This window comes from Streptococcus sp. Marseille-Q7156, assembly GCF_965119495.1.
In genome coordinates, this window is sequence record NZ_CBCPLU010000001.1 from 760,107 (window position 1) to 783,993 (window position 23,887).

22 protein-coding genes and 1 pseudogene are annotated in these 23,887 nt (G+C 38.6%); all 23 read left to right on the plus strand.

What is annotated here, in order from left to right:
* The first annotated feature begins 405 nt into the window (after positions 1–405).
* On the plus strand, positions 406–1,665 hold the full coding sequence (locus ACWPV5_RS03760; protein ID WP_061088064.1) for a UDP-N-acetylglucosamine 1-carboxyvinyltransferase: 1,260 nt from the start codon (positions 406–408) through the stop codon (positions 1,663–1,665).
* A 15-nt stretch (positions 1,666–1,680) separates the two neighbouring features.
* Positions 1,681–2,232, plus strand: coding sequence for a GNAT family N-acetyltransferase (locus ACWPV5_RS03765; protein ID WP_001028727.1), 552 nt, complete (start codon positions 1,681–1,683; stop codon positions 2,230–2,232).
* Positions 2,225–3,502, plus strand: coding sequence for a CBS-HotDog domain-containing transcription factor SpxR (spxR, locus tag ACWPV5_RS03770; protein WP_219966645.1), 1,278 nt, complete (start codon positions 2,225–2,227; stop codon positions 3,500–3,502). The genes ACWPV5_RS03765 and spxR overlap by 8 nt, the downstream gene beginning before the upstream one ends.
* Before the next feature lie 15 nt (positions 3,503–3,517).
* Positions 3,518–4,378 carry a methionyl aminopeptidase gene (locus ACWPV5_RS03775; RefSeq protein ID WP_219966646.1) on the plus strand — a complete coding sequence of 287 codons (861 nt, stop codon included), beginning with the start codon at positions 3,518–3,520 and terminating at the stop codon, positions 4,376–4,378.
* A gap of 267 nt (positions 4,379–4,645) precedes the next feature.
* A complete protein-coding gene (ccdA2, locus tag ACWPV5_RS03780; RefSeq protein ID WP_219966647.1) occupies positions 4,646–5,353 on the plus strand; it encodes a cytochrome c biogenesis CcdA family protein in 708 nt (235 codons plus the stop codon).
* Between the two features lie 11 nt (positions 5,354–5,364).
* Positions 5,365–5,922 (plus strand): TlpA family protein disulfide reductase, encoded by a 558-nt coding sequence (sdbB, locus tag ACWPV5_RS03785; protein WP_219966648.1) that lies wholly within the window; start codon positions 5,365–5,367, stop codon positions 5,920–5,922.
* 96 nt (positions 5,923–6,018) lie between these two features.
* On the plus strand, positions 6,019–7,377 hold the full coding sequence (gene rlmD / locus ACWPV5_RS03790) for a 23S rRNA (uracil(1939)-C(5))-methyltransferase RlmD (RefSeq protein WP_454382391.1): 1,359 nt from the start codon (positions 6,019–6,021) through the stop codon (positions 7,375–7,377).
* 154 nt (positions 7,378–7,531) lie between these two features.
* Positions 7,532–8,149: an SAP domain-containing protein gene (locus ACWPV5_RS03795; protein ID WP_265526283.1), complete on the plus strand. Its 618-nt coding sequence runs from the start codon at positions 7,532–7,534 to the stop codon at positions 8,147–8,149.
* Positions 8,148–8,310 (plus strand): annotated as a pseudogene (locus tag ACWPV5_RS03800) (ADP-ribosylglycohydrolase family protein); the annotation flags it as partial. The gene ACWPV5_RS03795 and the pseudogene ACWPV5_RS03800, both read left to right, overlap by 2 nt.
* 111 nt (positions 8,311–8,421) lie before the next feature.
* Positions 8,422–9,303 carry a diacylglycerol kinase family lipid kinase gene (locus ACWPV5_RS03805; protein WP_261055469.1) on the plus strand — a complete coding sequence of 294 codons (882 nt, stop codon included), beginning with the start codon at positions 8,422–8,424 and terminating at the stop codon, positions 9,301–9,303.
* A 63-nt stretch (positions 9,304–9,366) separates the two neighbouring features.
* Entirely contained in the window at positions 9,367–9,858 is a 492-nt protein-coding gene (locus ACWPV5_RS03810) for a phosphoribosylanthranilate isomerase (RefSeq protein ID WP_023942513.1), read from the plus strand.
* 173 nt (positions 9,859–10,031) lie between these two features.
* Positions 10,032–11,774 carry a glycoside hydrolase family 13 protein gene (locus tag ACWPV5_RS03815; RefSeq protein ID WP_219966654.1) on the plus strand — a complete coding sequence of 581 codons (1,743 nt, stop codon included), beginning with the start codon at positions 10,032–10,034 and terminating at the stop codon, positions 11,772–11,774.
* A gap of 119 nt (positions 11,775–11,893) precedes the next feature.
* On the plus strand, positions 11,894–12,205 hold the full coding sequence (locus ACWPV5_RS03820; RefSeq protein WP_000420558.1) for a hypothetical protein: 312 nt from the start codon (positions 11,894–11,896) through the stop codon (positions 12,203–12,205).
* Positions 12,206–12,208: 3 nt separating this feature from the next.
* A complete protein-coding gene (locus ACWPV5_RS03825; protein ID WP_033677160.1) occupies positions 12,209–12,925 on the plus strand; it encodes an alpha/beta hydrolase in 717 nt (238 codons plus the stop codon).
* 340 nt (positions 12,926–13,265) lie between these two features.
* Positions 13,266–14,117 carry a ribosome biogenesis GTPase YlqF gene (ylqF, locus tag ACWPV5_RS03830; protein ID WP_261023730.1) on the plus strand — a complete coding sequence of 284 codons (852 nt, stop codon included), beginning with the start codon at positions 13,266–13,268 and terminating at the stop codon, positions 14,115–14,117.
* Entirely contained in the window at positions 14,104–14,871 is a 768-nt protein-coding gene (locus tag ACWPV5_RS03835; RefSeq protein ID WP_454382395.1) for a ribonuclease HII, read from the plus strand. Before ylqF ends, ACWPV5_RS03835 begins: the two co-directional genes overlap by 14 nt.
* Before the next feature lie 28 nt (positions 14,872–14,899).
* On the plus strand, positions 14,900–16,450 hold the full coding sequence (locus ACWPV5_RS03840) for a ClC family H(+)/Cl(-) exchange transporter (protein ID WP_219966657.1): 1,551 nt from the start codon (positions 14,900–14,902) through the stop codon (positions 16,448–16,450).
* 303 nt (positions 16,451–16,753) lie between these two features.
* A complete protein-coding gene (pgdA, locus tag ACWPV5_RS03845; protein WP_454382398.1) occupies positions 16,754–18,145 on the plus strand; it encodes a peptidoglycan-N-acetylglucosamine deacetylase PgdA in 1,392 nt (463 codons plus the stop codon).
* Between the two features lie 76 nt (positions 18,146–18,221).
* Positions 18,222–19,064 (plus strand): aldo/keto reductase, encoded by an 843-nt coding sequence (locus ACWPV5_RS03850; protein ID WP_454382400.1) that lies wholly within the window; start codon positions 18,222–18,224, stop codon positions 19,062–19,064.
* 268 nt (positions 19,065–19,332) lie between these two features.
* Positions 19,333–19,704: a GFA family protein gene (locus tag ACWPV5_RS03855; protein ID WP_000912012.1), complete on the plus strand. Its 372-nt coding sequence runs from the start codon at positions 19,333–19,335 to the stop codon at positions 19,702–19,704.
* A 210-nt stretch (positions 19,705–19,914) separates the two neighbouring features.
* On the plus strand, positions 19,915–20,832 hold the full coding sequence (gene glyQ / locus ACWPV5_RS03860) for a glycine--tRNA ligase subunit alpha (RefSeq protein ID WP_023941248.1): 918 nt from the start codon (positions 19,915–19,917) through the stop codon (positions 20,830–20,832).
* A 259-nt stretch (positions 20,833–21,091) separates the two neighbouring features.
* Positions 21,092–23,128, plus strand: coding sequence for a glycine--tRNA ligase subunit beta (gene glyS / locus ACWPV5_RS03865; protein WP_261026894.1), 2,037 nt, complete (start codon positions 21,092–21,094; stop codon positions 23,126–23,128).
* Positions 23,129–23,169: 41 nt separating this feature from the next.
* Entirely contained in the window at positions 23,170–23,427 is a 258-nt protein-coding gene (locus tag ACWPV5_RS03870; protein ID WP_000372163.1) for a DUF896 family protein, read from the plus strand.
* Positions 23,428–23,887: the final 460 nt, after the last annotated feature.

A 23,887-nucleotide genomic window follows, 5' to 3' on the forward strand; every position in this document is an offset into this window, starting at 1 on the left:
AAAACTCGGAAGTTTGTTCTGAGTCAACTAAATACGACTATTTGCAATTGAATATAGAGATGAGAAGGTCAGTAGTAGATTATCTGTAAGGTGACACAGACATGAGTTGTTTTTGATTTCTTCTTGCTATAAATATCCCAAAAGACTATTATTTCTATAGTTGAACGATACTTCAAAAGTTAGACATAGAAAATCTAATTTTTGGGGTATTTTGCAGTTCTTAGTTTAGGCTTTTTTAGTATCAAAAGATGTTTCATAAAATATGGACTCAACCTTTCAACTTAATCCGGTTTATTACTTACTATCTCCAATAAAATTGAAAAGGATGGAAAAAAGGATAAATTTATGATATACTTTATTTTAAAGACCTTATTAGAAATCTTGAAAGAGTATTAAAAACTTAGAATGAGAAAAATTGTTATCAATGGTGGATTACCACTACAAGGTGAAATCACTATTAGTGGTGCTAAAAATAGCGTTGTGGCCTTAATTCCAGCTATTATATTGGCTGATGATGTGGTGACTTTGGATTGTGTTCCAGATATTTCGGATGTAGCCAGTCTTGTCGAAATTATGGAATTGATGGGAGCTACTGTTAAGCGTTATGATGATGTCTTGGAGATTGATCCAAGAGGTGTTCAAAATATTCCAATGCCTTATGGTAAAATTAACAGTCTTCGTGCATCTTACTATTTTTATGGGAGTCTCTTAGGCCGTTTTGGTGAAGCGACAGTTGGTTTACCGGGAGGATGTGATCTTGGTCCTCGTCCGATTGACCTACACCTTAAGGCTTTTGAAGCTATGGGTGCCACTGTTAGCTACGAGGGAGATAACATGAAGTTATCTGCTAAAGATACAGGACTTCATGGTGCAAGTATTTACATGGATACGGTTAGTGTTGGTGCGACGATTAATACGATGATTGCTGCAGTTAAAGCAAATGGTCGTACCATTATTGAAAATGCAGCCCGTGAGCCTGAGATTATTGATGTAGCTACTCTCTTGAATAATATGGGAGCCCATATCCGCGGTGCAGGAACTAATATCATCATTATTGATGGTGTTGAAAGATTACATGGAACCCGTCATCAGGTGATTCCAGACCGTATCGAAGCTGGAACATATATTTCTTTAGCTGCTGCAGTCGGCAAGGGGATTCGTATAAATAATGTTCTTTACGAACACCTAGAAGGATTTATTGCTAAGCTGGAAGAAATGGGAGTGAGAATGACTGTATCTGAAGACAGCATTTTTGTCGAAGAGCAGTCTAATTTGAAAGCAATCAATATTAAGACGGCTCCTTACCCAGGTTTTGCTACTGACTTGCAACAACCGATTACTCCACTTTTACTAAGAGCGAATGGTCGTGGTACAATTGTCGATACGATTTACGAAAAACGTGTAAATCATGTTTTTGAACTAGCAAAGATGGATGCGGACATTTCGACAACAAATGGTCATATTTTGTACACAGGTGGACGTGATTTGCGTGGGGCAAGTGTTAAAGCAACTGACCTGAGAGCTGGTGCAGCTTTAGTTATTGCTGGTTTGATGGCCGAGGGACAAACTGAAATTACCAATATCGAGTTTATCTTACGTGGTTATTCTGATATTATCGAAAAATTACGTAATCTAGGAGCGGATATTACACTTGTTGAGGATTAAACCGTAGAGGTGTTTATGAATATTTGGACCAAATTAGCAATGTTTTCTTTTTTTGAAACGGATCGCTTGTATTTGCGTCCTTTCTTTTTTAGTGATAGTCAAGACTTCCACGAGATAGCTTCAAATCCAGAAAATCTTCAATTTATTTTCCCAACGCAGGCAAGTCTGGAAGAAAGTCAATATGCACTGGCCAATTACTTTATGAAGTCCCCTTTGGGAGTGTGGGCAATTTGTGACCAGAAAAATCAACAAATGATTGGTTCTATTAAATTTGAGAAGTTAGATGAAATCAAAAAAGAAGCTGAGCTTGGCTATTTTTTGAGAAAAGATGCTTGGTCGCAAGGATTTATGACAGAGGTTGTTAGAAAAATTTGTCAGCTTTCTTTTGAGGAATTTGGCTTAAAACAATTATCTATCATTACCCACCTTGAAAATGAAGCTAGCCAAAGAGTTGCTCTTAAGTCTGGATTTAGTTTGTTCCGTCAGTTTAAGGGAAGTGATCGCTACACAAGAAAAATGCGGGATTATCTTGAATTTCGGTATGTAAAAGGAGAATTCAATGAGTAAGCATCAGGAAATTCTAAGCTATTTGGAGGAATTACCAGTAGGTAAAAGGGTCAGTGTTCGTAGTATTTCCAACCATCTGGGAGTCAGTGATGGAACGGCCTATCGCGCTATCAAGGAAGCTGAAAACCGTGGAATTGTGGAGACCCGTCCTAGAAGTGGAACAATCCGCGTCAAATCCCAGAAAGTTGCTATTGAAAGATTAACTTTTGCTGAAATTGCAGAAGTGACTTCTTCTGAGGTTTTGGCTGGGCAAGAAGGTTTAGAGAGAGAATTTAGTAAGTTTTCAATTGGTGCCATGACTGAACAAAATATCTTGTCTTACCTTCACGATGGGGGGCTCTTGATTGTCGGAGACCGAACCCGTATTCAGTTGCTAGCCTTGGAAAATGAAAATGCAGTTCTGGTTACAGGGGGATTTCAGGTTCATAATGATGTACTTAAACTGGCCAATCAAAAAGGGATCCCGGTTCTGAGAAGCAAGCATGACACATTCACCGTCGCGACCATGATCAATAAAGCCTTGTCAAATGTCCAAATCAAGACTGATATTCTGACTGTTGAGAAACTTTACCGTCCGAGTCATGAATATGGTTTTCTGAGAGAGACTGACACAGTTAAAGATTATTTGGACTTAGTTCGTAAGAATCGTAGCAGTCGTTTCCCTGTTATCAATCAACATCAGGTCGTTGTTGGGGTTGTTACTATGAGAGATGCGGGTGATAAGTCACCAAGTACCACAATTGATAAGGTCATGTCTCGTAGTCTATTTTTAGTTGGATTATCGACAAATATTGCCAATGTGAGTCAACGGATGATTGCAGAAGACTTTGAAATGGTACCAGTTATTCGGAATAATCAAACCTTGCTTGGAGTTGTGACACGACGAGATGTCATGGAGAAGATGAGTCGTTCCCAAGTTTCTGCTCTACCGACTTTTTCTGAGCAGATTGGACAAAAACTCTCTTATCACCATGATGAAGTAGTCATTACAGTGGAACCCTTTATGCTTGAAAAAAATGGTGTTTTGGCTAACGGCATATTGGCAGAAATCTTGACTCATATGACCCAAGATTTAGTTGTAAATAGTGGTCGCAATCTCATCATCGAACAAATGCTGATCTACTTTTTGCAGGCTGTTCAGATAGATGATATACTGCGCATTCAAGCACGCATTATCCATCATACTAGACGATCAGCTATTATTGATTACGATATTTATCATGGTCATCAGATTGTTTCAAAAGCAAATGTGACTGTTAAAATTAATTAGAAACTAGGAGAAAAAATGATAACATTAAAATCAGCTCGTGAAATTGAAGCTATGGATAAGGCCGGTGATTTTTTAGCAAGTATTCATATCGGCTTACGTGATTTGATTAAGCCTGGCGTAGATATGTGGGAAGTTGAAGAGTATGTCCGCCGTCGTTGTAAGGAAGAAAATTTCCTTCCGCTTCAGATTGGGGTTGACGGTGCAATGATGGACTATCCTTATGCTACCTGCTGCTCTCTTAATGATGAAGTGGCTCATGCTTTCCCTCGTCACTATATCTTGAAAGATGGTGATTTGCTCAAGGTTGACATGGTTTTGGGAGGTCCAATTGCCAAATCTGATTTGAATGTCTCAAAATTAAACTTCAACAATATTGAGCAAATGAAGAAATACACTCAGAGCTATTCAGGTGGTCTTGCAGACTCATGTTGGGCTTATGCTGTCGGTACACCGTCCGAAGAAGTGAAAAACTTGATGGATGTAACCAAAGAAGCTATGTACAAGGGTATTGAGAAAGCTGTTGTTGGAAATCGTATCGGTGATATTGGTGCAGCCATTCAAGAATACGCTGAAAGTCGTGGTTACGGTGTAGTGCGTGATTTGGTTGGTCATGGTGTTGGTCCAACTATGCATGAAGAACCAATGGTTCCTAACTATGGTATTGCAGGTCGAGGACTCCGTCTTCGTGAAGGAATGGTCTTGACTATTGAACCAATGATCAATACAGGTGACTGGGAAATTGATACAGATATGAAGACCGGTTGGGCGCATAAGACCATTGACGGTGGCCTATCATGCCAATATGAACACCAATTCGTGATTACGAAAGATGGTCCTGTTATCTTGACTAGTCAAGGTGAAGAAGGGACTTATTAAAATAAGTAAAAGTAGATTGAAGAAAAAGTGGCTCTTTGGACAATTTTCTTCAATTTTTTCTTTTATCTATAGTGAAATGAAAAAACCGAACAACTTGATTGAGAAATTCAAATCAATTTCTAACAATGTTTTGGAAAACATAGTGTACTATTAAAGAGTTTGTTTCATATAATATAATAACAAAAACAGTTAACCGTAGCAAACTTGATACAAATTTTAATATTTATAGTACAATAGTTTTAAATTCTTAAGAAAGTTGGTTCTTTATTGGAAACGCTAATATTTTCAATCTCCGTTTTTTTAGCAGGTGTCCTGTCCTTCTTTTCTCCCTGTATTTTTCCTCTTCTGCCAGTTTATGCTGGAATTTTATTGGATGATCAGGAAAGTGCAAAAAGTTTTTCCTTGTTTGGGAGAAAAGTTGCTTGGTCAGGTTTGATTCGAACGCTTTGCTTTATCGCAGGTATTTCACTCATTTTCTTTATTCTAGGATTTGGTGCTGGTTACTTTGGTAATATTCTCTATGCCAATTGGTTTCGCTATACCATGGGTACGATTATCATTATTTTGGGCCTTCACCAGATGGAAATTTTTCATTTTAAGAAATTAGAGGTTCAAAAAAGCTTTACTTTTAAGAAATCAGAAGCCAATCGTTATTGGTCGGCCTTTTTACTCGGTATTACCTTTAGCTTTGGTTGGACGCCTTGTATTGGTCCAGTTTTGAGTTCTGTTTTAGCGCTTGCGGCTTCTGGGGGCAATGGCGCTTGGCAAGGTGCTATCTATACCTTGATTTACACTTTAGGGATGGCCATTCCTTTCTTGATTTTGGCTCTAGCTTCAGGTGTAGTAATGCCTTATTTTAGTAAAATTAAACGTCATATGATGCTACTGAAGAAAATTGGTGGTTTCCTCATTATTTTAATGGGAATTTTGTTACTATTAGGACAAGTAAATGTTCTAGCTGGAATTTTTGAATAAAGGAGAAAAAGATGAAAAAAGTAATGTTTGCTGGCTTAAGCCTCTTGTCATTAGTCGTATTGATAGCCTGTGGTGAGGAAGAAACTAAAAAGACTCAAGCAGCACAACAGCCAAAACAACAAACGACTGTACAACAAATTGCTGTTGGAAAAGATGCTCCAGATTTTACCTTGCAATCTATGGATGGTAAAGAAGTTAAGTTATCTGATTATAAGGGTAAAAAAGTCTATTTGAAGTTTTGGGCTTCCTGGTGTGGTCCATGTAAGAAAAGTATGCCTGAGTTGATGGAATTAGCTGCAAAACCAGATCGCGATTTTGAAATTCTTAGTGTCATTGCACCGGGTATTCAAGGCGAAAAAACTGTTGAGCAATTCCCACAATGGTTCCAAGATCAAGGATATAAAGATATCCCAGTTCTTTATGACACAAAAGCAACTACATTCCAAGCTTATCAAATCCGAAGCATTCCTACAGAATACCTAATTGATAGTCAAGGAAAGATTGGAAAGATTCAATTTGGTGTTATCAGCAATGCGGATGCAGAAGCAGCATTTAAAGAAATGAACTAGCATAGATAAAGAGAATCTGATTACAAATTTCATGGTATAATAGATGGTAACCGTAACGTTGCCGTCTTTTTTGTCGGCCAATAGAAAGAGAAGAGAATGTTAAAGAAAAATGATATTGTAGAAGTTGAAATTGTTGATTTGACCCACGAAGGGGCAGGAGTTGCCAAGGTGGATGGTTTGGTATTCTTTGTCGAGAATGCTTTACCAAGTGAAAAAATCCTCATGCGTGTCCTTAAAGTAAACAAAAAGATTGGTTTTGGGAAAGTTGAAGAATACCTTGTCCAGTCACCACACCGTACTCAAAATATAGATTTGGCTTACCTGCGTTCAGGAATTGCGGATTTAGGACATCTTGCCTATCCAGAACAGCTCAAGTTTAAAACCAAGCAAGTTAAGGATAGTCTATACAAGATTGCTGGAATTGCAGATGTAGGGGTTGCTGAAACACTTGGCATGGAAAATCCAGTCAAGTACCGCAACAAGGCACAGGTGCCTGTTCGTCGAGTGAATGGTGTATTGGAAACTGGATTTTTCCGTAAAAATTCACATGACCTCATGCCTTTGGAAGATTTCTTTATCCAAGATCCTGTGATTGATGAGGTAGTAGTAGGCCTACGTGACTTGCTCCGCCGTTATGATTTGAAACCTTATGATGAAAAGGAACAGTCTGGCTTGATTCGAAACCTTGTGGTGCGTCGTGGTCACTATTCAGGGCAAATCATGGTCATTTTGGTGACAACTCGTCCCAAAGTTTTTCGTGTGGAGCAATTGATTGAACAACTAATCAAGCAGTTCCCAGAGATTGTGTCTGTCATGCAAAATATCAACGACCAGAATACCAATGCAATTTTTGGTAAGAAATGGCGCACACTTTATGGTCAAGACTATATTACCGACCAAATGTTGAGAAATGACTACCAAATCGCTGGTCCAGCCTTTTACCAAGTTAATACAGAAATGGCGGAAAAACTTTATCAGACAGCCATTGACTTTGCAGCATTAAAATCAGATGATGTGGTTATCGATGCCTACTCTGGTATCGGGACGATTGGCCTCTCTGTTGCGAAACATGTCAAGGAAGTCTATGGTGTGGAAGTAATTCCAGAAGCGGTTGAAAATAGCAAGAAGAATGCTCAACTCAACAATATCTCAAACGCCCACTATGTCTGTGACACAGCTGAAAACGCCATGAAGACTTGGCTTAAAGAAGGAATTCAGCCCAGCCTTATCCTAGTGGACCCACCAAGAAAAGGGCTCACAGAAAGCTTTATCAAGGCAAGCGCTCAAACAGGAGCAGATCGCATCGCCTATATCTCATGCAATGTCGCAACCATGGCGCGTGATATCAAACTCTACCAAGAATTGGGATACGAGTTGAAGAAAGTCCAGCCGGTGGACTTATTTCCTCAAACGCACCACGTCGAGTGTGTGAGTTTGTTAGAGAAACGCAATTAATTCTCAAAAGGTTCCCCGAATCTTTTGAGTTCCACAAACGCATCATGTTGAATGTGTGAGTTTGTTAGTGAAACGGAGCTAATGCTCAAAATAAAGAAACTAAAACTCCATTATTTTAAGATGAAAACCTAAATTTTTTTGTGGAGCTAAAATATTGATAGAGAACAGACCAGAATTTGATAAAATCACTTCGTTTGATGAGTTTAATAAATATTATTGGTATCGTGATGAACTTTCACAAATATGCAAGTTATTAGAACTTGAATATAGAGGTACCAAACAAGAACTCAATCATATTATTGAGCAGTACTTTAAGGGTAATTTGATTAAAAAATCATCAATAAAAAGGAAAAAGAAACGAGTAGAAGTCGTTACCTTAAATACGCCCTTACTTGAATGTGGATTCTCCTTTAACACTCACTTTAGAGAATATTTCTCAACTTTAACAGATATTTCACTCTTTAAATTTACTGCTGATATGGCGACTGCTTGGAGAAAAGTAAAAAGAGAAAATGATTTGAGTTTTACAATCCAAGATATGCTAAAAGTTTATTATGGAAATTCAGATTATGCTAAGTATGATCATTCGGTTTGTCAATGGAACCAATTTCTAAAGGATTTCTGTGCAGACGAAAATAGTCTTAACTACTCAAATAAGTTAAAAGTAGCTTCTATTCTTTGGAAAGAAGTTAGAAATTCAAAAGCTGAAAAAATTTATTCAAAGAATCTTTTGACTGAATATGCTGATAAAATAAAAGAGTATGACAAGTAGAAACTCCATCTCACTTGGTGGCGATAGTGATACACTTGCTGCAATAACTGGTAGCATTGCAGAGGCAGCTTATGGTATTCCTGGTTGGATAAAAGATAGGGCCTATTCTTACTTGAATGAACATAGTTAGACGATGGGAAAACAGAATAAAAGCGTATTAATCTCCAGTACGTCAGATTTCTCTTTTCTGTATTTTCATTGTATAATAGGGGTACATTTAATTTCATATAATGAAATATAAAGATTTCTAACGAATATTAAGGAGAAAATTAATGAAAAAGGCAATGGTAATTATCAACCCTACTTCTGGTGGCGAGAAGGCTTTGGATTACAAAGATAAGCTGGAAAATAAAGCAAAAGAATACTTTGAGCACGTGGAAACCAAAATTACCGAAAAGGCGCTGGATGCAACACATTTTGCTGAAGAGGCGTCTCGTGAGCAGTACGATGCAGTGGTTGTGTTTGGTGGAGATGGAACTGTCAACGAAGTCATTTCGGGTATTGCTGAGAGAGACTACATTCCTAAGTTAGGGATTATCCCAGGCGGTACGGGTAACCTTATTACAAAACTGTTGGAAATCAATCAAGACATCGATGGCGCGATTGATGAACTCGATTTCAACTTAACCAATAAGATTGATATCGGAAAAGCGAATGACAATTATTTTGGTTATATCTTTAGTATCGGTTCTCTACCTGAGGCGATTCACAACGTTGAAATTGAAGATAAGACAAAATTTGGTATTCTTGCCTATGCTGTAAATACCATGAAGTCCGTTATGACAGATCATGTCTTTAACATTAAGGTGGAGACAGAGAATGGAAATTATGTTGGTGAAGCTAGTCATGTTTTGGTTCTCTTGACAAATTACTTCGCTGACAAAAAAATCTTTGAAGAAAACAAGGACGGCTATGCCAACATTTTGATTCTGAAAGATGCTTCAATATTCTCCAAATTATCCGTCATTCCTGATTTACTAAAAGGAGATGTTGTCGGCAATGATAATATTGAGTATATCAGAGCGCGTAATATTAAGATCTCTTCAGATAGTGAATTGGAGTCAGATGTTGACGGTGATAAGTCAGATAACCTACCTGTAGAAATCAAGGTACTGGGCCAACATATTGAAGTCTTTTCAAAACCGAAAGAGTAGAAGGTAAAAATTAGTTTATTATTCACAACGAAATTAAGTTCTATATCAACGATTGGAGGAGGAATGAATTCTCTATTTGATGAATTTCGAACAATTTGTTCTCATTTAAACCAAGTTGGAATCACTCCGACGCTCATGGGGTCTTTGGGGTTTGAATACCGATCAAATGAAGAATGGGGGCCGTCTGACATTGACATTCATGTGCCTGGTGACCCTAGAGGTTGGGAAGCACCCGATCATCTCAGAATTTATGAGTGGGATAAGATAATGAAAGTGATGAAACACTTAGGCTATGCCTTAATAGATATTCATGAGCATGAATTCCAAAAAGATGGTCTGAGTGTTGAATTCGGAAGTATCGATTCTTTACCTGATTTTGCTGGAGTTTCGGAATCGGATATAGAGTTGATTCATCTCGAAAACATCACTTTTCGCGTTCCAAGTTTGGAACAGTTTTTAAGTATTTACAAGGCTTCTTCCCAAGATTCTTATCGAAATGAGCACAATAACAATAAGGATTTTAAAAAGATAGAGTGGCTGGAAAGACATTTGTGAATCATCATTTGAAAAGTAGTTGGTTGTAAGACTGGCTGCTTTTTTATTTATAGAACCAAACCACTAGAATCTACGGACAAGCCTTGAAAATAAAATACGAAAGTAGTATACTAGAATCACAATTATGAAAGCGTTTGCGTAAAATTTGAATTGGAACTCAAGGAGACAAATTGATGGAATTAAGTGCCATTTACCATAGGCCAGAGTCGGAGTTTGCCTATCTTTATAAGGATAAGAAGCTTCATATTAGGATTCGAACTAAGAAAGGGGACATTGAAAGCATCAACTTGCACTATGGAGACCCTTTTATCTTTATGGAGGAGTTTTATCAGGATACAAAAGAAATGTCCAAAATAACTTCGGCTGCCCTATTTGATTATTGGCAGGTTGAAGTGTCCGTCTACTTTGCACGTATCCAGTATCTCTTTGAACTCAAGGATACAGAAGATCAAAGTATTTTGTATGGTGATAAAGGGTGTGTGGAAAATTCTCTAGAAAATCTTCATGCTATTGGAAACGGATTTAAGTTGCCTTATCTTCATGAGATTGATGCCTGCCAGGTTCCTGACTGGGTTTCAGATACGGTATGGTATCAGATATTTCCTGAGAGATTTGCTAATGGAAATGCTCAATTAAACCCAGAGGGGGCTTTAGACTGGGATTCATCTATCACACCTAAGAGTGATGATTTCTTTGGTGGTGATTTACAGGGGATTATTGACCATCTGGATTATTTGCAAGACTTGGGCATTACTGGACTTTATCTCTGTCCCATCTTTGAATCTACGAGCAATCATAAGTACAATACGACAGATTACTTTGAAATTGACCGTCATTTTGGAGACAAGGAGACCTTTCGGGAGCTGGTCGAGCAAGCTCATCAGCGTGGCATGAAAGTCATGCTGGATGCTGTATTTAATCATATTGGTTCGCAATCTCCTCAATGGCAAGATGTTGTCCAAAATGGTGAACAGTCTGCTTATAAGGATTGGTTTCATATTCAACAATTCCCAGTGACTACTGAAAAACTAGCCAATAAGAGAGAGTTACCCTATCACGCTTTTGGTTTCGAGGACTATATGCCTAAGCTAAATACAGCCAATCCAGAGGTCAAGGATTATCTTTTAAAGGTTGCGACTTATTGGATTGAAGAGTTTGATATTGATGCTTGGCGTTTGGATGTGGCTAATGAGATTGACCATCAGTTTTGGAGGGATTTTCGCAAGGCAGTTTTAGCTAAAAAGCCTGATCTTTATATCCTAGGAGAAGTCTGGCATACATCTCAGCCTTGGCTAAATGGCGATGAGTTCCATGCGGTCATGAATTATCCTTTATCTGATAGTATCAAGGACTATTTCTTACGAGGAATTAAGAAGACAGACCAATTCATCGATGAGATCAATGGCCAATCTATGTATTACAAACAGCAGATTTCAGAAGTGATGTTTAATCTTCTAGATTCGCATGATACAGAACGTATTTTGTGGACGGCAAATGAAGATGTTCAACTGGTCAAATCAGCCCTAGCCTTTCTCTTTTTACAAAAAGGGACACCGTGCATCTATTACGGAACAGAGCTTTCCTTGACCGGAGGACCAGACCCAGATTGTCGTCGTTGTATGCCTTGGGAACGCGTATCAAGAGACAATGATATGCTGAATTTCATGAAGAGGCTGATTAAGATTCGCAAATTCGCGTCAGTAATCATTTCGCATGGCAAGTATAGCCTAAAAAAAATCAAACAAGATGTAGTTGCCTTGGAGTGGAAATATGAAGGACAGTTCCTTAAAGCTATCTTTAACCAATCAACAGAAGATTGTATTGTAGAGAAAGAAGCAGTAGCACTAGCAAGCAATTGCCAAGAATTAGAGAATCAGCTTGTCATCTCTCCAAAAGGATTTGTGATTTTTCATTAAAGAGCAATTAAGAGTGACAGGAAAATTGTAGTATAGAGAGCATTTTACAAACAGACTATTTGTCGTCTTGCTACAATTGGTATATAATTTAACTTAAAGAAAATAGGAGGACTAATCGAATGGAATTAAAAGATTTTACAGAAAAAGAACAGGAAATGATTAAGAAGGGGCTGACGACGTCTAAGATTAGTGACAAGGAAACTGCTGAGAAGATTCTTGCGCTAGTACCACAAGACTTGATTAAGCGCATTCCGTTTTTCGTCAGAAAACATGCTACAACACGTACGATTAAACGCATTTCAATTGAACACCCTGAACTCTACGCTGTAGCTCAAACAAGTGGTGAGATTCCAGAAAAAGAACGCGAAGAATTGCGTCAGATTATCACAACTATCTTTGAACAAAAGATGAACAAGCATAGTATTAAGTAGAGAATGAAAATATATTTTATTGGCGGTTTGGGAAGCAATGTCTATCATAGCAAGGATTTTCTTCAAGAACTAGATTTGCAGATCTGTTTTCTGAATCCATATGAAAGATTTTTTCAAAGCGAATTAGATTTGAAATCATGGTTTAAAAATGAGATTGTAGAGGAAGAATCTATCTGTCTGATAGGTCATTCTCTTGGAGGAGATTTGGCTCGTTATCTCGCATCGGAATTTTATGAAGTGACAAAACTGATTCTTTTGGATGGTGGCTATCTAGATTTAGATAAGAGTTTACCTTTAGATACAGAGTTAGAGGAAACTAAAAACTATATCAAATCTCAAGTTATTTCGGACTTAAATCTTCTTATTTCTAAAGAAAAATCCGAAGCAAAGTATTGGTCAGAAAATATGGAGGAAGCTGTAAGACAGTCCTATCACTGGAATGCGAAGTATAATAGATATGAGTTGGCTATAAATTATGAAAATATAGAAGCGATCCTCCGCCTACGGAGGAAAATCCAAGCTTTTAAGAGAGAAGTGGGAGATACCTTGTTTATTAGTCCTCGCTATCCTAATGAAGCTACATGGAGAGAGGAAGCCCTAAAAGAATTGCCAGACTATTTTGATACTATTCTTCTAGAGAACTTTGGCCATGAGCTTTATACTGAAGCACCTAAAGAAATCGCTAGTCTAATTAATGAGTGGTTCTCTTATTCTCACTAGGATATTGAACAAATCATCATAATTAATATATAGTTGATTGGAATAAGATATGAACAAATTGATTAGGAATATCAAATTAATTTGGGCTTTTTGTCAACTATAGTAGGTTGAAGTCAGCTAAGATCTAGAAAGGACAAATTTCGTCCTTTCTTTTTCTATTCAGGGAGCTTAAAGGGCTATCATCGGACAAAATAGAGAAGGCATGATATAATATAAAGTAGATTTCTATGTAATTAAATAAGAACTGTTTGAACACCATTCATTTGAAAACTCTCTATGTTCAAACAATAGTAAAATGAAATAGGGGCTCTAAACCCTTGCTACGAAAGGAAAAAACTCAATGGCTACTATTCAATGGTTTCCTGGTCACATGTCTAAAGCGCGTCGACAGGTGCAGGAGAATTTAAAATTTGTTGATTTTGTGACGATTTTGGTGGATGCACGCTTACCTCTGTCTAGTCAAAATCCTATGTTGACTAAGATTGTTGGTGACAAACCAAAACTCTTGATTTTAAACAAGGCGGACTTGGCTGACCCAGCAATGACCAAGGAATGGCGTCAATATTTTGAATCACAAGGAATCCAGACGTTAGCTATCAACTCCAAAGAGCAAATGACTGTAAAAGTTGTAACAGATGCGGCCAAAAAACTTATGGCTGATAAGATTGCTCGCCAGAAAGAACGTGGTATCAAGATTGAAACCTTGCGTACCATGATTATCGGGATTCCAAATGCTGGTAAATCCACTCTCATGAACCGTTTGGCTGGTAAGAAAATTGCCGTTGTCGGCAACAAACCAGGTGTTACCAAGGGACAACAATGGCTCAAAACCAATAAAGACCTGGAAATCTTGGATACACCGGGGATTCTCTGGCCTAAGTTTGAGGATGAAACTGTTGCGCTTAAGTTGGCCTTGACTGGAGCTATTAAAGACCAGTTGCTTCCTATGGACGAGGTAACCATTTTGGGTCTGAATTATTTCAAAGAACATTATCCAGAAAAGCTGGCTGAACGCTTCAAACAAATGAAAATTGAGGAAGAAGCGCCTGTTATTATTATGGATATGACACGTGCCCTCGGTTTCCGAGACGACTACGACCGCTTTTACAGTCTCTTTGTGAAGGAAGTCCGTGATGGCAAACTTGGTAACTATACCTTAGATACATTGGAAGACCTCGATGGCGACGATTAAAGAAATCAAAGAACTCCTCACAACAATCAAGGATATAGAAAGCCCTATTTTTTTAGAGCTTGAAAAGGATAATCGCTCTGGAGTTCAAAAGGAAATCAGCAAGCGTAAAAAAGCTATTCAGGCAGAATTGGATGAGGATTTTCGTTTGGAATCCATGCTTTCCTACGAAAAGGAACTGTATAAGCAAGGATTGACCTTGATAGCAGGTGTTGACGAGGTTGGTCGTGGTCCTCTGGCTGGGCCTGTAGTCGCTGCAGCTGTTATTTTACCTCAAAATTGTAAGATTAAAGGTCTCAACGACAGTAAGAAAATTCCAAAAAAGAAACATTTGGAGATTTTCCAAGCCGTTCAGGACCAAGCTTTGTCAATCGGCATTGGTATCATGGACAATCATATCATCGACCAAGTCAATATCTATGAAGCAACCAAACTGGCCATGCAGGAAGCAATCTCCCAGCTCAGTCCTCAACCTGAGCACCTTTTGATAGATGCCATGAAACTGGATTTACCAATTTCACAAACATCTATCATCAAAGGAGATGCTAATTCCCTTTCAATTGCAGCAGCTTCTATAGTAGCCAAGGTGACACGTGATGAATTGATGAAGGAATACGACCAGCAGTTTCCTGGCTATGATTTTACTGCTAATGCAGGATATGGAACAGCCAAACACCTGGAAGGCCTCACAAAACTAGGAGTTACCCCAATTCACCGAACCAGCTTTGAACCCGTTAAATCACTGGTTTTAGGATAAAAAGAAAGTTAAGTTAGAAGGAATGATTATGGAGGAACAGTCAGAAACACTCAGCTCCAAGAAAGAATTTGCCTTTGCCTCAAGTACCATATTATCCCAAGTTGGGCGAGGCATCATCGTGGGTCTCGTCGTCGGACTCATCGTCGGATCTTTTCGGTTTTTAATCGAAAAAGGCTTCCACCTGATACAAGGACTTTATCAAGATCAAGCGCACCTAGTGCGCAATCTTTTTATCATTGGTCTATTTTATTTAATAGTTTGTTGGCTCAGTGCGAAATTAACTCGATCTGAAAAAGATATCAAAGGCTCAGGAATTCCTCAAGTTGAAGCCGAATTAAAGGGATTGATGACTCTCAACTGGTGGGGAATTCTTTGGAAAAAATATATTCTAGGAATTCTTGCTATTGCAAGTGGCCTTCTGCTGGGGCGTGAAGGACCAAGTATTCAGCTTGGAGCAGTCGGTGGTAAAGGAATTGCCAAATGGCTCAAATCCAGTCCAGTAGAGGAACGCTCCCTGATTGCTAGTGGAGCTGCCGCTGGTCTAGCTGCGGCCTTTAATGCACCGATTGCAGGACTTCTCTTTGTGGTAGAAGAAGTTTATCACCATTTTTCACGCTTTTTCTGGGTATCTACTCTCGCAGCTAGTCTCGTAGCAAATTTTGTTTCTCTGCTCATATTTGGCCTAACACCCGTACTGGATATGCCAGATAATATCCCTCTCATGACCCTAGATCAGTATTGGATTTACCTCCTCATGGGAATTTTTCTGGGTCTTTCCGGTTTTCTCTATGAGAAGGCTGTACTCAATGTCGGTAGAGTTTATGATTGGCTTGGTCAAAAAATCCATTTGGATAGAGCTTATTACCCAATTTTTGCCTTTATTCTCATCCTACCAGTCGGAATCTTCTTACCCCAAATCCTTGGTGGTGGAAATCAGCTGGTTCTTTCCCTAACTGAGCAAGATTTTAGTTTCCAAGTTCTATTAGTTTACTTTTTGATTCGCTTTGTTTGGAGCATGATTAGTTATGGAAGTGGCCTTCCAGGAGGAATTTTCCTACCAATTTTGGCGCTTGGTTCATTGCTTGGAGCTCTAGTTGGTGTCATTTGTGTCAATCTTGGACTTGTCAGTCAAGAGCAGTTTCCTATATTTGTCATTCTAGGAATGAGTGGCTATTTTGGAGCAATATCCAAGGCTCCCTTAACTGCTATGATACTCGTAACTGAGATGGTAGGAGATATTCGCAACCTCATGCCACTTGGATTAGTAACCCTAGTTGCCTACATCATCATGGATCTGCTCAAGGGTGCGCCAGTCTATGAGGCTATGTTGGAAAAAATGCTGCCAGAAGAAGCGACAGATGAAGGAGAAGTCACTCTCATTGAAATCCCTGTTTCAGATAAAATAGCAGGAAAACAAGTACACGAACTCAACTTGCCACATAACGTACTCATCACCACACAAGTCCATAATGGCAAGAGCCAAACAGTTAACGGCTCAACCAGAATGTATCTCGGTGATATGATTCACCTAGTTATTCCAAAAAGTGAAATTGGGAAAGTAAAAGATTTATTGTTGTAGGAGTTTTTCACATAATTTATATTACGTAAAAAAGTTGGCTTGATTTATTTAGAAAACCGATTCTCAGCAATGGAATCGAGTCTGGGATAAAAGTCTAACCTTAAATATAAAAAGCGAACAAAACAAGTTGTCTGACACTCATGATTCTGTTTTGTTCGCTTTTTTGTCTAATCGATCGATTTTAAAAACTTATAATAAAGAATTCCTGAAATCAAAATCTTTTTGTCCCAGACTCCTCTTTTTTAATATACTATTTCCTCCAAAATCATTGAAATTATAGCTTGAATTTGATATGATGGTCTTATGGATAAAAGTAGAGCAAAGCGTGAGAATCACGATAAGATAAGAATGAGTCTAATAGCCCTAGTAGCTATCTTCTCAGTAAGTATTTGTGTCCTTGGTTCAATAATTGGATATAAAATATACACAAAACAAAGTTTTGAACAAAAGATTGAATCGCTCAAAAAAGAGAAAGATGATCAATTGAGTGAGGGAAATCAGAAGGATCATTTTCGTAAGGGAAAAGCCGAAGTAATTGCCTATTATCCTCTCCAAGGGGAGCAAGTAATTTCGTCTATAAAGGGAATTATGACACAGGATATTAAGGAAAATCTGGAAGACAAGGAAAATCTGGTTTTTTATTATACGGAGAAACAGGATTCGACTTTAAAAGGGATTGTCAACCGAAGTGTGATGAAACAAGTCTATGATTTAACTTCTTCAAAAGTTGAAGAGACTGAAAAAACTAGTCTAGCGAAAGTGCATTTGACCGAAGATGGTAAACCTTTTACGCTTGATCAACTATTTTCAGATGCTGGTAAGGCTAAAGAGAAGTTTTTAAAAGAACTGACTTCTTTTTTACAGGATAAGAAATTGGAGCAAGAAAAGGTCGATCAGATTGTTAAAGGTTTGTCTGACCAAGACTTATCTACGTGGAATTTTGATTACAAGGATAGCCAAATTCTTATTTATCCGAGTCAGCCTGTTGAAAATCTGGATGAGATTGCCTTGCCAGTATCTAGTTTCTTTGAAGTTATTCAGTCCTCTTATTTATTAGATAAGGATGCAGAGCTATATAAGGCTTATTATGAAAAGAAAAATCGTAAAGTAGTGGCCTTGACTTTTGATGATGGACCAAATCCTGCAACGACAAATCAAGCATTAGATACTCTTTCTAAGTATGGTATCAAGGCGACTTTCTTTGTTTTAGGTAAGAATGTTTCTGGCAATGAAGAGATTTTGAAACGCATGAAAGCAGATGGCCATGTCATTGGAAACCATAGTTGGAGCCATCCAGTTCTTTCAAAACTTTCGCTTGATGAAGCTAAAAAACAGATTACTGATACTGAGGATGCGTTGACTAAAGTGCTGGGTTCTAGTTCCAAACTCATGCGTCCGCCTTATGGTGCTATCACTGACGACATTCGCAATAGCTTAGATTTGAGCTTTATTATGTGGGATGTAGATAGTCTGGACTGGAAGAGTAAAAATGAAGCATCTATTTTGACAGAAATTCAGCGTGAAGTCAAGAATGGTTCTATTATTCTCATGCATGATATCCATGCTGAGACTGTAAATGCTCTACCGAAGGTTATTGACTATTTGAAAGGTCAAGGTTATGACTTTGTAACCATACCAGATTTGTTAGACTCTCGTCTTAAAGCTCACCAACTCTATTACGACCGTGATCAATAATACACAAAATCTAAAGAGATAAGTTTTCCTTGAAAATTTGCTTCTTTGGATTTTCTTCTCATAGAAAGGAAAAATAATGAAATCTTATACTTTAAATAATGGCGTTCCAATTCCAGTACTGGGATTTGGAACCTGGAAAGCTGAAAATGGAGAGATTGCCTATCAAGCTGTACTAGAGGCTTTAAAGGCAGGCTATCGCCATATCGATACGGCAGATATTTATAAAAATGAAGAAAGCGTTGGTCGTGCCATTCAAGATAGTGGCGTTCCGCGTGAGGAAATTTTTGTAACCAGCAAACTCTGGAATACAAATCATAGCTATGAGCAAGCTCGTCAGGCTTTTGAAGAGTCTTTAGAGAAGCTGGGCTTGGAATATTTGGATTTGTATTTGATTCATTGGCCAAATCCAAAACCGCTCAGAGAAAATAACCAATGGAAAATCCGAAATGCGGAAGTTTGGAGAGCGATGGAAGACCTCTATCAAGAAGGCAAAATCCGTGCTATTGGTGTTAGTAATTTTCTTCCCCATCATTTGGATGCCTTGATTGAAACAGCAAAAATTCTTCCAGCGGTCAATCAAGTTCGTTTGGCGCCAGGTGTGTATCAAGAGGAAGTCGTAGATTACTGTCGAGAAAAAGGAATTTTATTGGAAGCTTGGGGTCCTTTTGGCCAAGGAGAACTGTTTGATAGCAAGCAAGTGCAAGAAATCGCAACAAATCACGGAAAATCTATTGCTCAGATAGCCTTGGCCTGGAGCTTAGCAGAAGGATTTTTACCGCTTCCGAAATCTGTCACAGCGTCTCGTATTCAGGCTAATCTTGATTGCTTTGGAATTGAATTGAGTCATGAGGAGAGAGAAACTTTAAAAACAATTGCTGTTCAATCTGGTGCTCCACGAGTTGATGATATGGATTTCTAGAAAATCATAAAAAGAATTGTACATTGTTCTAATTTTTGATATAATAGTCAGCAGGAAAGAAAGTCTTATGGCGTTCTTCAAGCGAGCTTGGGATAGTGGGAGCCAAGTAGGACAAAATAAAGAACTGGCGCTTTCTGTAGTATTTTCAAAAACAATGAAGTAATAAATTAGGGTGGAACCGCGTTTCTGACGCCCCTAGTCGCAAGGCTTGGGCGTTGAAATTCGGTTCTTTTTGAATTCGTCTAATGCCTAAGTAGAAAGGAGCATCATGCTTAAAGGATCTTGTTTATGTAAAGCAGTGACCTACACTCTAGATGAGGAATTATCGGAATTAGTTTTTTGTCATTGCTCATTCTGTCGGAAAGCAACTGCGTCTGCCTATACAGTTAATGCTAAAGTTAGCAGTGAAAAGCTAGTATTGCATGGAAAAGAAAAGCTTGTTTCATATAGTTCTTCTCCAGGAAAACAGCGTTATTACTGCCAGAACTGTCATAGTCAAATTTTCACTGTTCAAGAAAATATACCAGAAGTCTGTGCTTTGAAATTAGGTACAATAGATGAATGCGATCAGAATTTACAAACTGTTCCTAAACGTCATATTTTTCAGGACCCAGCCTTTTCTTGGTTGCTTGATAAATAAATCTAAGAAGATAATATAAACTAAAGGAGTAAACAATGTCTAAAAAATTGACTTTCCACTGCGTCAGTGGCAGAAACCTCCTTACAGTCGGACTGCCCCACGCTCAGTACCATGGTGCTGAGCTAGAAGCAGTACTAACTCGTCTTGCCTCGTATAATCGACGAGGCAGACTCGTGTCGCAAAAAATCATTTTTTATTAAGGAGTATTCAATGTCTAAAAAATTAACATTTCAAGAAATTATTTTGACTTTGCAACAATTTTGGAATGACCAAGGTTGTATGCTTATGCAGGCTTATGATAATGAAAAAGGTGCGGGAACCATGAGTCCTTACACTTTCCTTCGTGCTATCGGACCTGAGCCATGGAATGCAGCGTATGTAGAGCCATCACGTCGTCCTGCTGACGGTCGTTACGGAGAAAATCCTAACCGTCTTTACCAACACCACCAATTCCAAGTGGTCATGAAGCCATCTCCATCAAACATCCAAGAACTTTACCTTGAGTCTTTGGAAAAATTGGGAATCAATCCTTTGGAACATGATATTCGTTTCGTTGAGGATAACTGGGAAAATCCATCTACTGGTTCAGCTGGTCTTGGTTGGGAAGTTTGGCTTGATGGGATGGAAATCACCCAGTTCACATATTTCCAACAAGTAGGTGGATTGGCAACTGGCCCTGTGACTGCGGAAGTAACCTATGGTTTGGAGCGTTTAGCTTCTTACATCCAAGAGGTTGATTCTGTCTATGATATCGAGTGGGCTGATGGTGTAAAATATGGAGAAATCTTTATCCAGCCTGAGTACGAGCATTCAAAATATTCATTTGAAATTTCTGATCAAGAAATGTTGCTGGAAAACTTTGATAAGTTTGAAAAAGAAGCTGGTCGTGCTTTGGAAGAAGGCTTGGTTCACCCTGCCTATGATTATGTTCTCAAATGTTCACACACCTTTAACTTGCTTGACGCGCGTGGTGCCGTATCTGTAACCGAACGCGCAGGCTATATCGCTCGTATCCGTAACTTGGCCCGTATCGTAGCCAAAACCTTTGTCGCAGAACGCAAGCGCTTAGGCTACCCACTTTTGGATGAAGCAACACGAGCTAAACTCTTAGCAGAAGACGCAGAATAGTGAGTAATACTGTGCTCTAAAATCGTTAAAGGCAAGTCAAAGACTTGCTAGAGGGATATGCACCGCCGTACTGTTATGTGGGGATTTTTGAAACCTTGGGTTCAAAAATCAGTCAGCTAAATCCACTTTGATGAGACTGTTGGAAATCTTGATCAATTTTGCATTAGATTTTCATACAGACTCACAAAGTTAGTTAGCTACGTCCCCAGTACCTAAGGTGCATATCAAAAAAGATTGAAGAAAATGTAAAGGAAAAAACATGACAAAAAACTTATTAGTAGAACTCGGTCTTGAAGAATTACCAGCCTATGTTGTCACACCAAGTGAAAAACAACTAGGCGAAAAAATGGCAGCCTTCCTTAAGGAAAATCGCTTGTCTTTTGAAGCTATTCAAACCTTCTCAACACCACGTCGTTTGGCTGTTCGTGTGACTGGTCTTACAGACAAACAATCTGATTTGACAGAAGATTTCAAGGGACCAGCAAAGAAAATTGCCTTGGATAGCGATGGAAACTTCACCAAAGCAGCTCAAGGATTTGTTCGTGGAAAAGGATTGACTGTTGAAGATATCGAATTCCGTGAAATCAAGGGTGAAGAATATGTCTATGTCACTAAGGAAGAAGTTGGTCAAGCAGTTGAAGCAATTGTTCCTGGTGTTGTAGATGTCTTGAAGTCATTGACTTTCCCTGTCAGCATGCACTGGGCTAACAACACCTTTGAATACATCCGCCCTGTTCACACTTTAACTGTTCTTTTAGATGAAGAAGAGTTTGATTTGGATTTCCTTGATATTAAGGGAGGGCGTGTGAGCCGTGGCCATCGTTTCTTGGGACAAGAAACTAAGATTCAGTCAGCATTGAGCTATGAAGAAGACCTTCGTAAGCAGTATGTAATCGCAGATCCACGTGAACGTGAGCAAATGATTGTTGACCAAATCAAAGCAATCGAAACTGAGCATGGTGTACGTATCGAAATTGATGATGATTTGCTTAATGAAGTCTTGAACTTGGTTGAATACCCAACTGCCTTTATGGGAAGTTTTGATGCCAAATACCTTGAAGTTCCAGAAGAAGTTTTGGTGACTTCAATGAAAGAACACCAACGTTACTTTGTTGTTCGTGATCAAGACGGTAAACTATTGCCAAACTTTATTTCTGTCCGTAACGGAAATGCAGAGCATTTGGAAAATGTCATCAAAGGAAATGAAAAAGTCTTGGTAGCCCGCTTGGAAGACGGTGAATTCTTCTGGCGTGAAGACCAAAAATTGGTGATTTCTGACCTTGTTGAAAAATTAAACAATGTGACTTTCCATGAGAAAATCGGTTCCCTTCGTGAACACATGATTCGTACTGGTCAAATCGCTGTACTTTTGGCAGAAAAAGCTGGCTTGTCAGTGGATGAAACAGTTGACCTAGCTCGTGCAGCAGCCATTTACAAGTTTGACTTGTTGACAGGGATGGTTGGTGAGTTTGACGAACTCCAAGGAATTATGGGGGAGAAATATGCCCTTCTTGCTGGGGAAACTCCAGCAGTGGCAGCTGCTATTCGTGAACACTACATGCCTACATCAGCCGAAGGAGAACTTCCAGAGAGCAAGGTTGGAGCCATTCTAGCTATTGCAGACAAATTGGATACGATTTTGAGTTTCTTCTCAGTAGGCTTGATTCCATCAGGTTCAAATGACCCTTATGCCCTTCGTCGCGCGACGCAAGGTGTGGTTCGTATCTTGGATGCCTTTGGTTGGCACATTGCTATGGATGAGTTGATTGATAGCCTTTATGCTTTGAAATTTGACAGCTTGACTTATGAAAATAAGACAGAGGTTATAGACTTTATCAAGGCTCGTGTTGATAAGATGATGGGCTCTACTCCAAAAGATATTAAGGAAGCAGTACTTGCAAGTTCGAACTTTGTTGTGGCGGATATGTTGGAAGCAGCAAGTGCTCTTGTAGAAGCAAGTAAGGAAGAAGACTTCAAACCTTCTGTTGAATCACTTTCTCGTGCCTTTAACTTGGCTGAGAAGGTAGAAGGAGTAGCTACAGTTGATTCAGCTCTCTTTGAGAATGACCAAGAAAAAGCCTTGGCGGAAGCAGTAGAAAGACTTGTTTTATCAGGTTCTGCAAGTCAGCAATTGAAACAACTCTTTGCGCTTAGTCCAGTTATTGATGCTTTCTTTGAGAATACCATGGTAATGGCAGAAGATCAGGCTGTCCGTCAAAATCGTTTGGCTATCTTGTCTCATTTAACTCAAAAAGCAGCTAAACTTGCTCGTTTTAACCAAATTAACACTAAATAAAATTTGATAAACGGACTTTATCTTATCACAAAGGAGAAGAAATGGATCAGAAAAAAATTGATCGTATCAACGAGCTTGCTAAAAAGAAAAAAGCAGAAGGCTTGACACCAGAAGAAAAAGTGGAACAAGCTAAACTACGTGAGGAGTACATCGAAGGTTATCGTCGCTCTGTTCGTCACCACATTGAGGGAATCAAAATTGTGGATGAAGAAGGAAACGATGTTACGCCAGAAAAACTACGTCAAGTCCAACGTGAAAAAGGTTTACATGGTCGTAGTCTTGATGACCCAAATTCATAATAATATTCTTTCTTTTAGCAAAGATAGATGAAATAATAACCAAAAGACTATCATACATAAATGAGATGCACCTCAAAAGTTAGAGCTAGAAAATCTAACTTTTGAGGTGTTTTTATTTGAAAAAAGACAGTAAAAAAGCGCAAAAAATCAATTCCTGTGCTAGCGTGTAATTGAAATTTTTTAGTTTTGGCGTTAGAACTGTTTCCTCAGTCCTAGCCCCTTCTCTTTTTGATAAGTATGCTTGATGGAGAGTAGTTTGTAAATGATTCTGAGAATCTTATGAGCATAAGAAATGACGGCTTTCATCTTGCTTACTCTTTGGGAAATTCGATTGTAAAAAGAAGAAAAAGCTGGATCCTTGGAATGTGCTGCAATTAATCCCGACATGGTCAAAGCCTGTTTTATTTAGCGATTTCCTTGCGTGATGTGTGAGGATTTTTTAATGCCAGCACTATAGGCT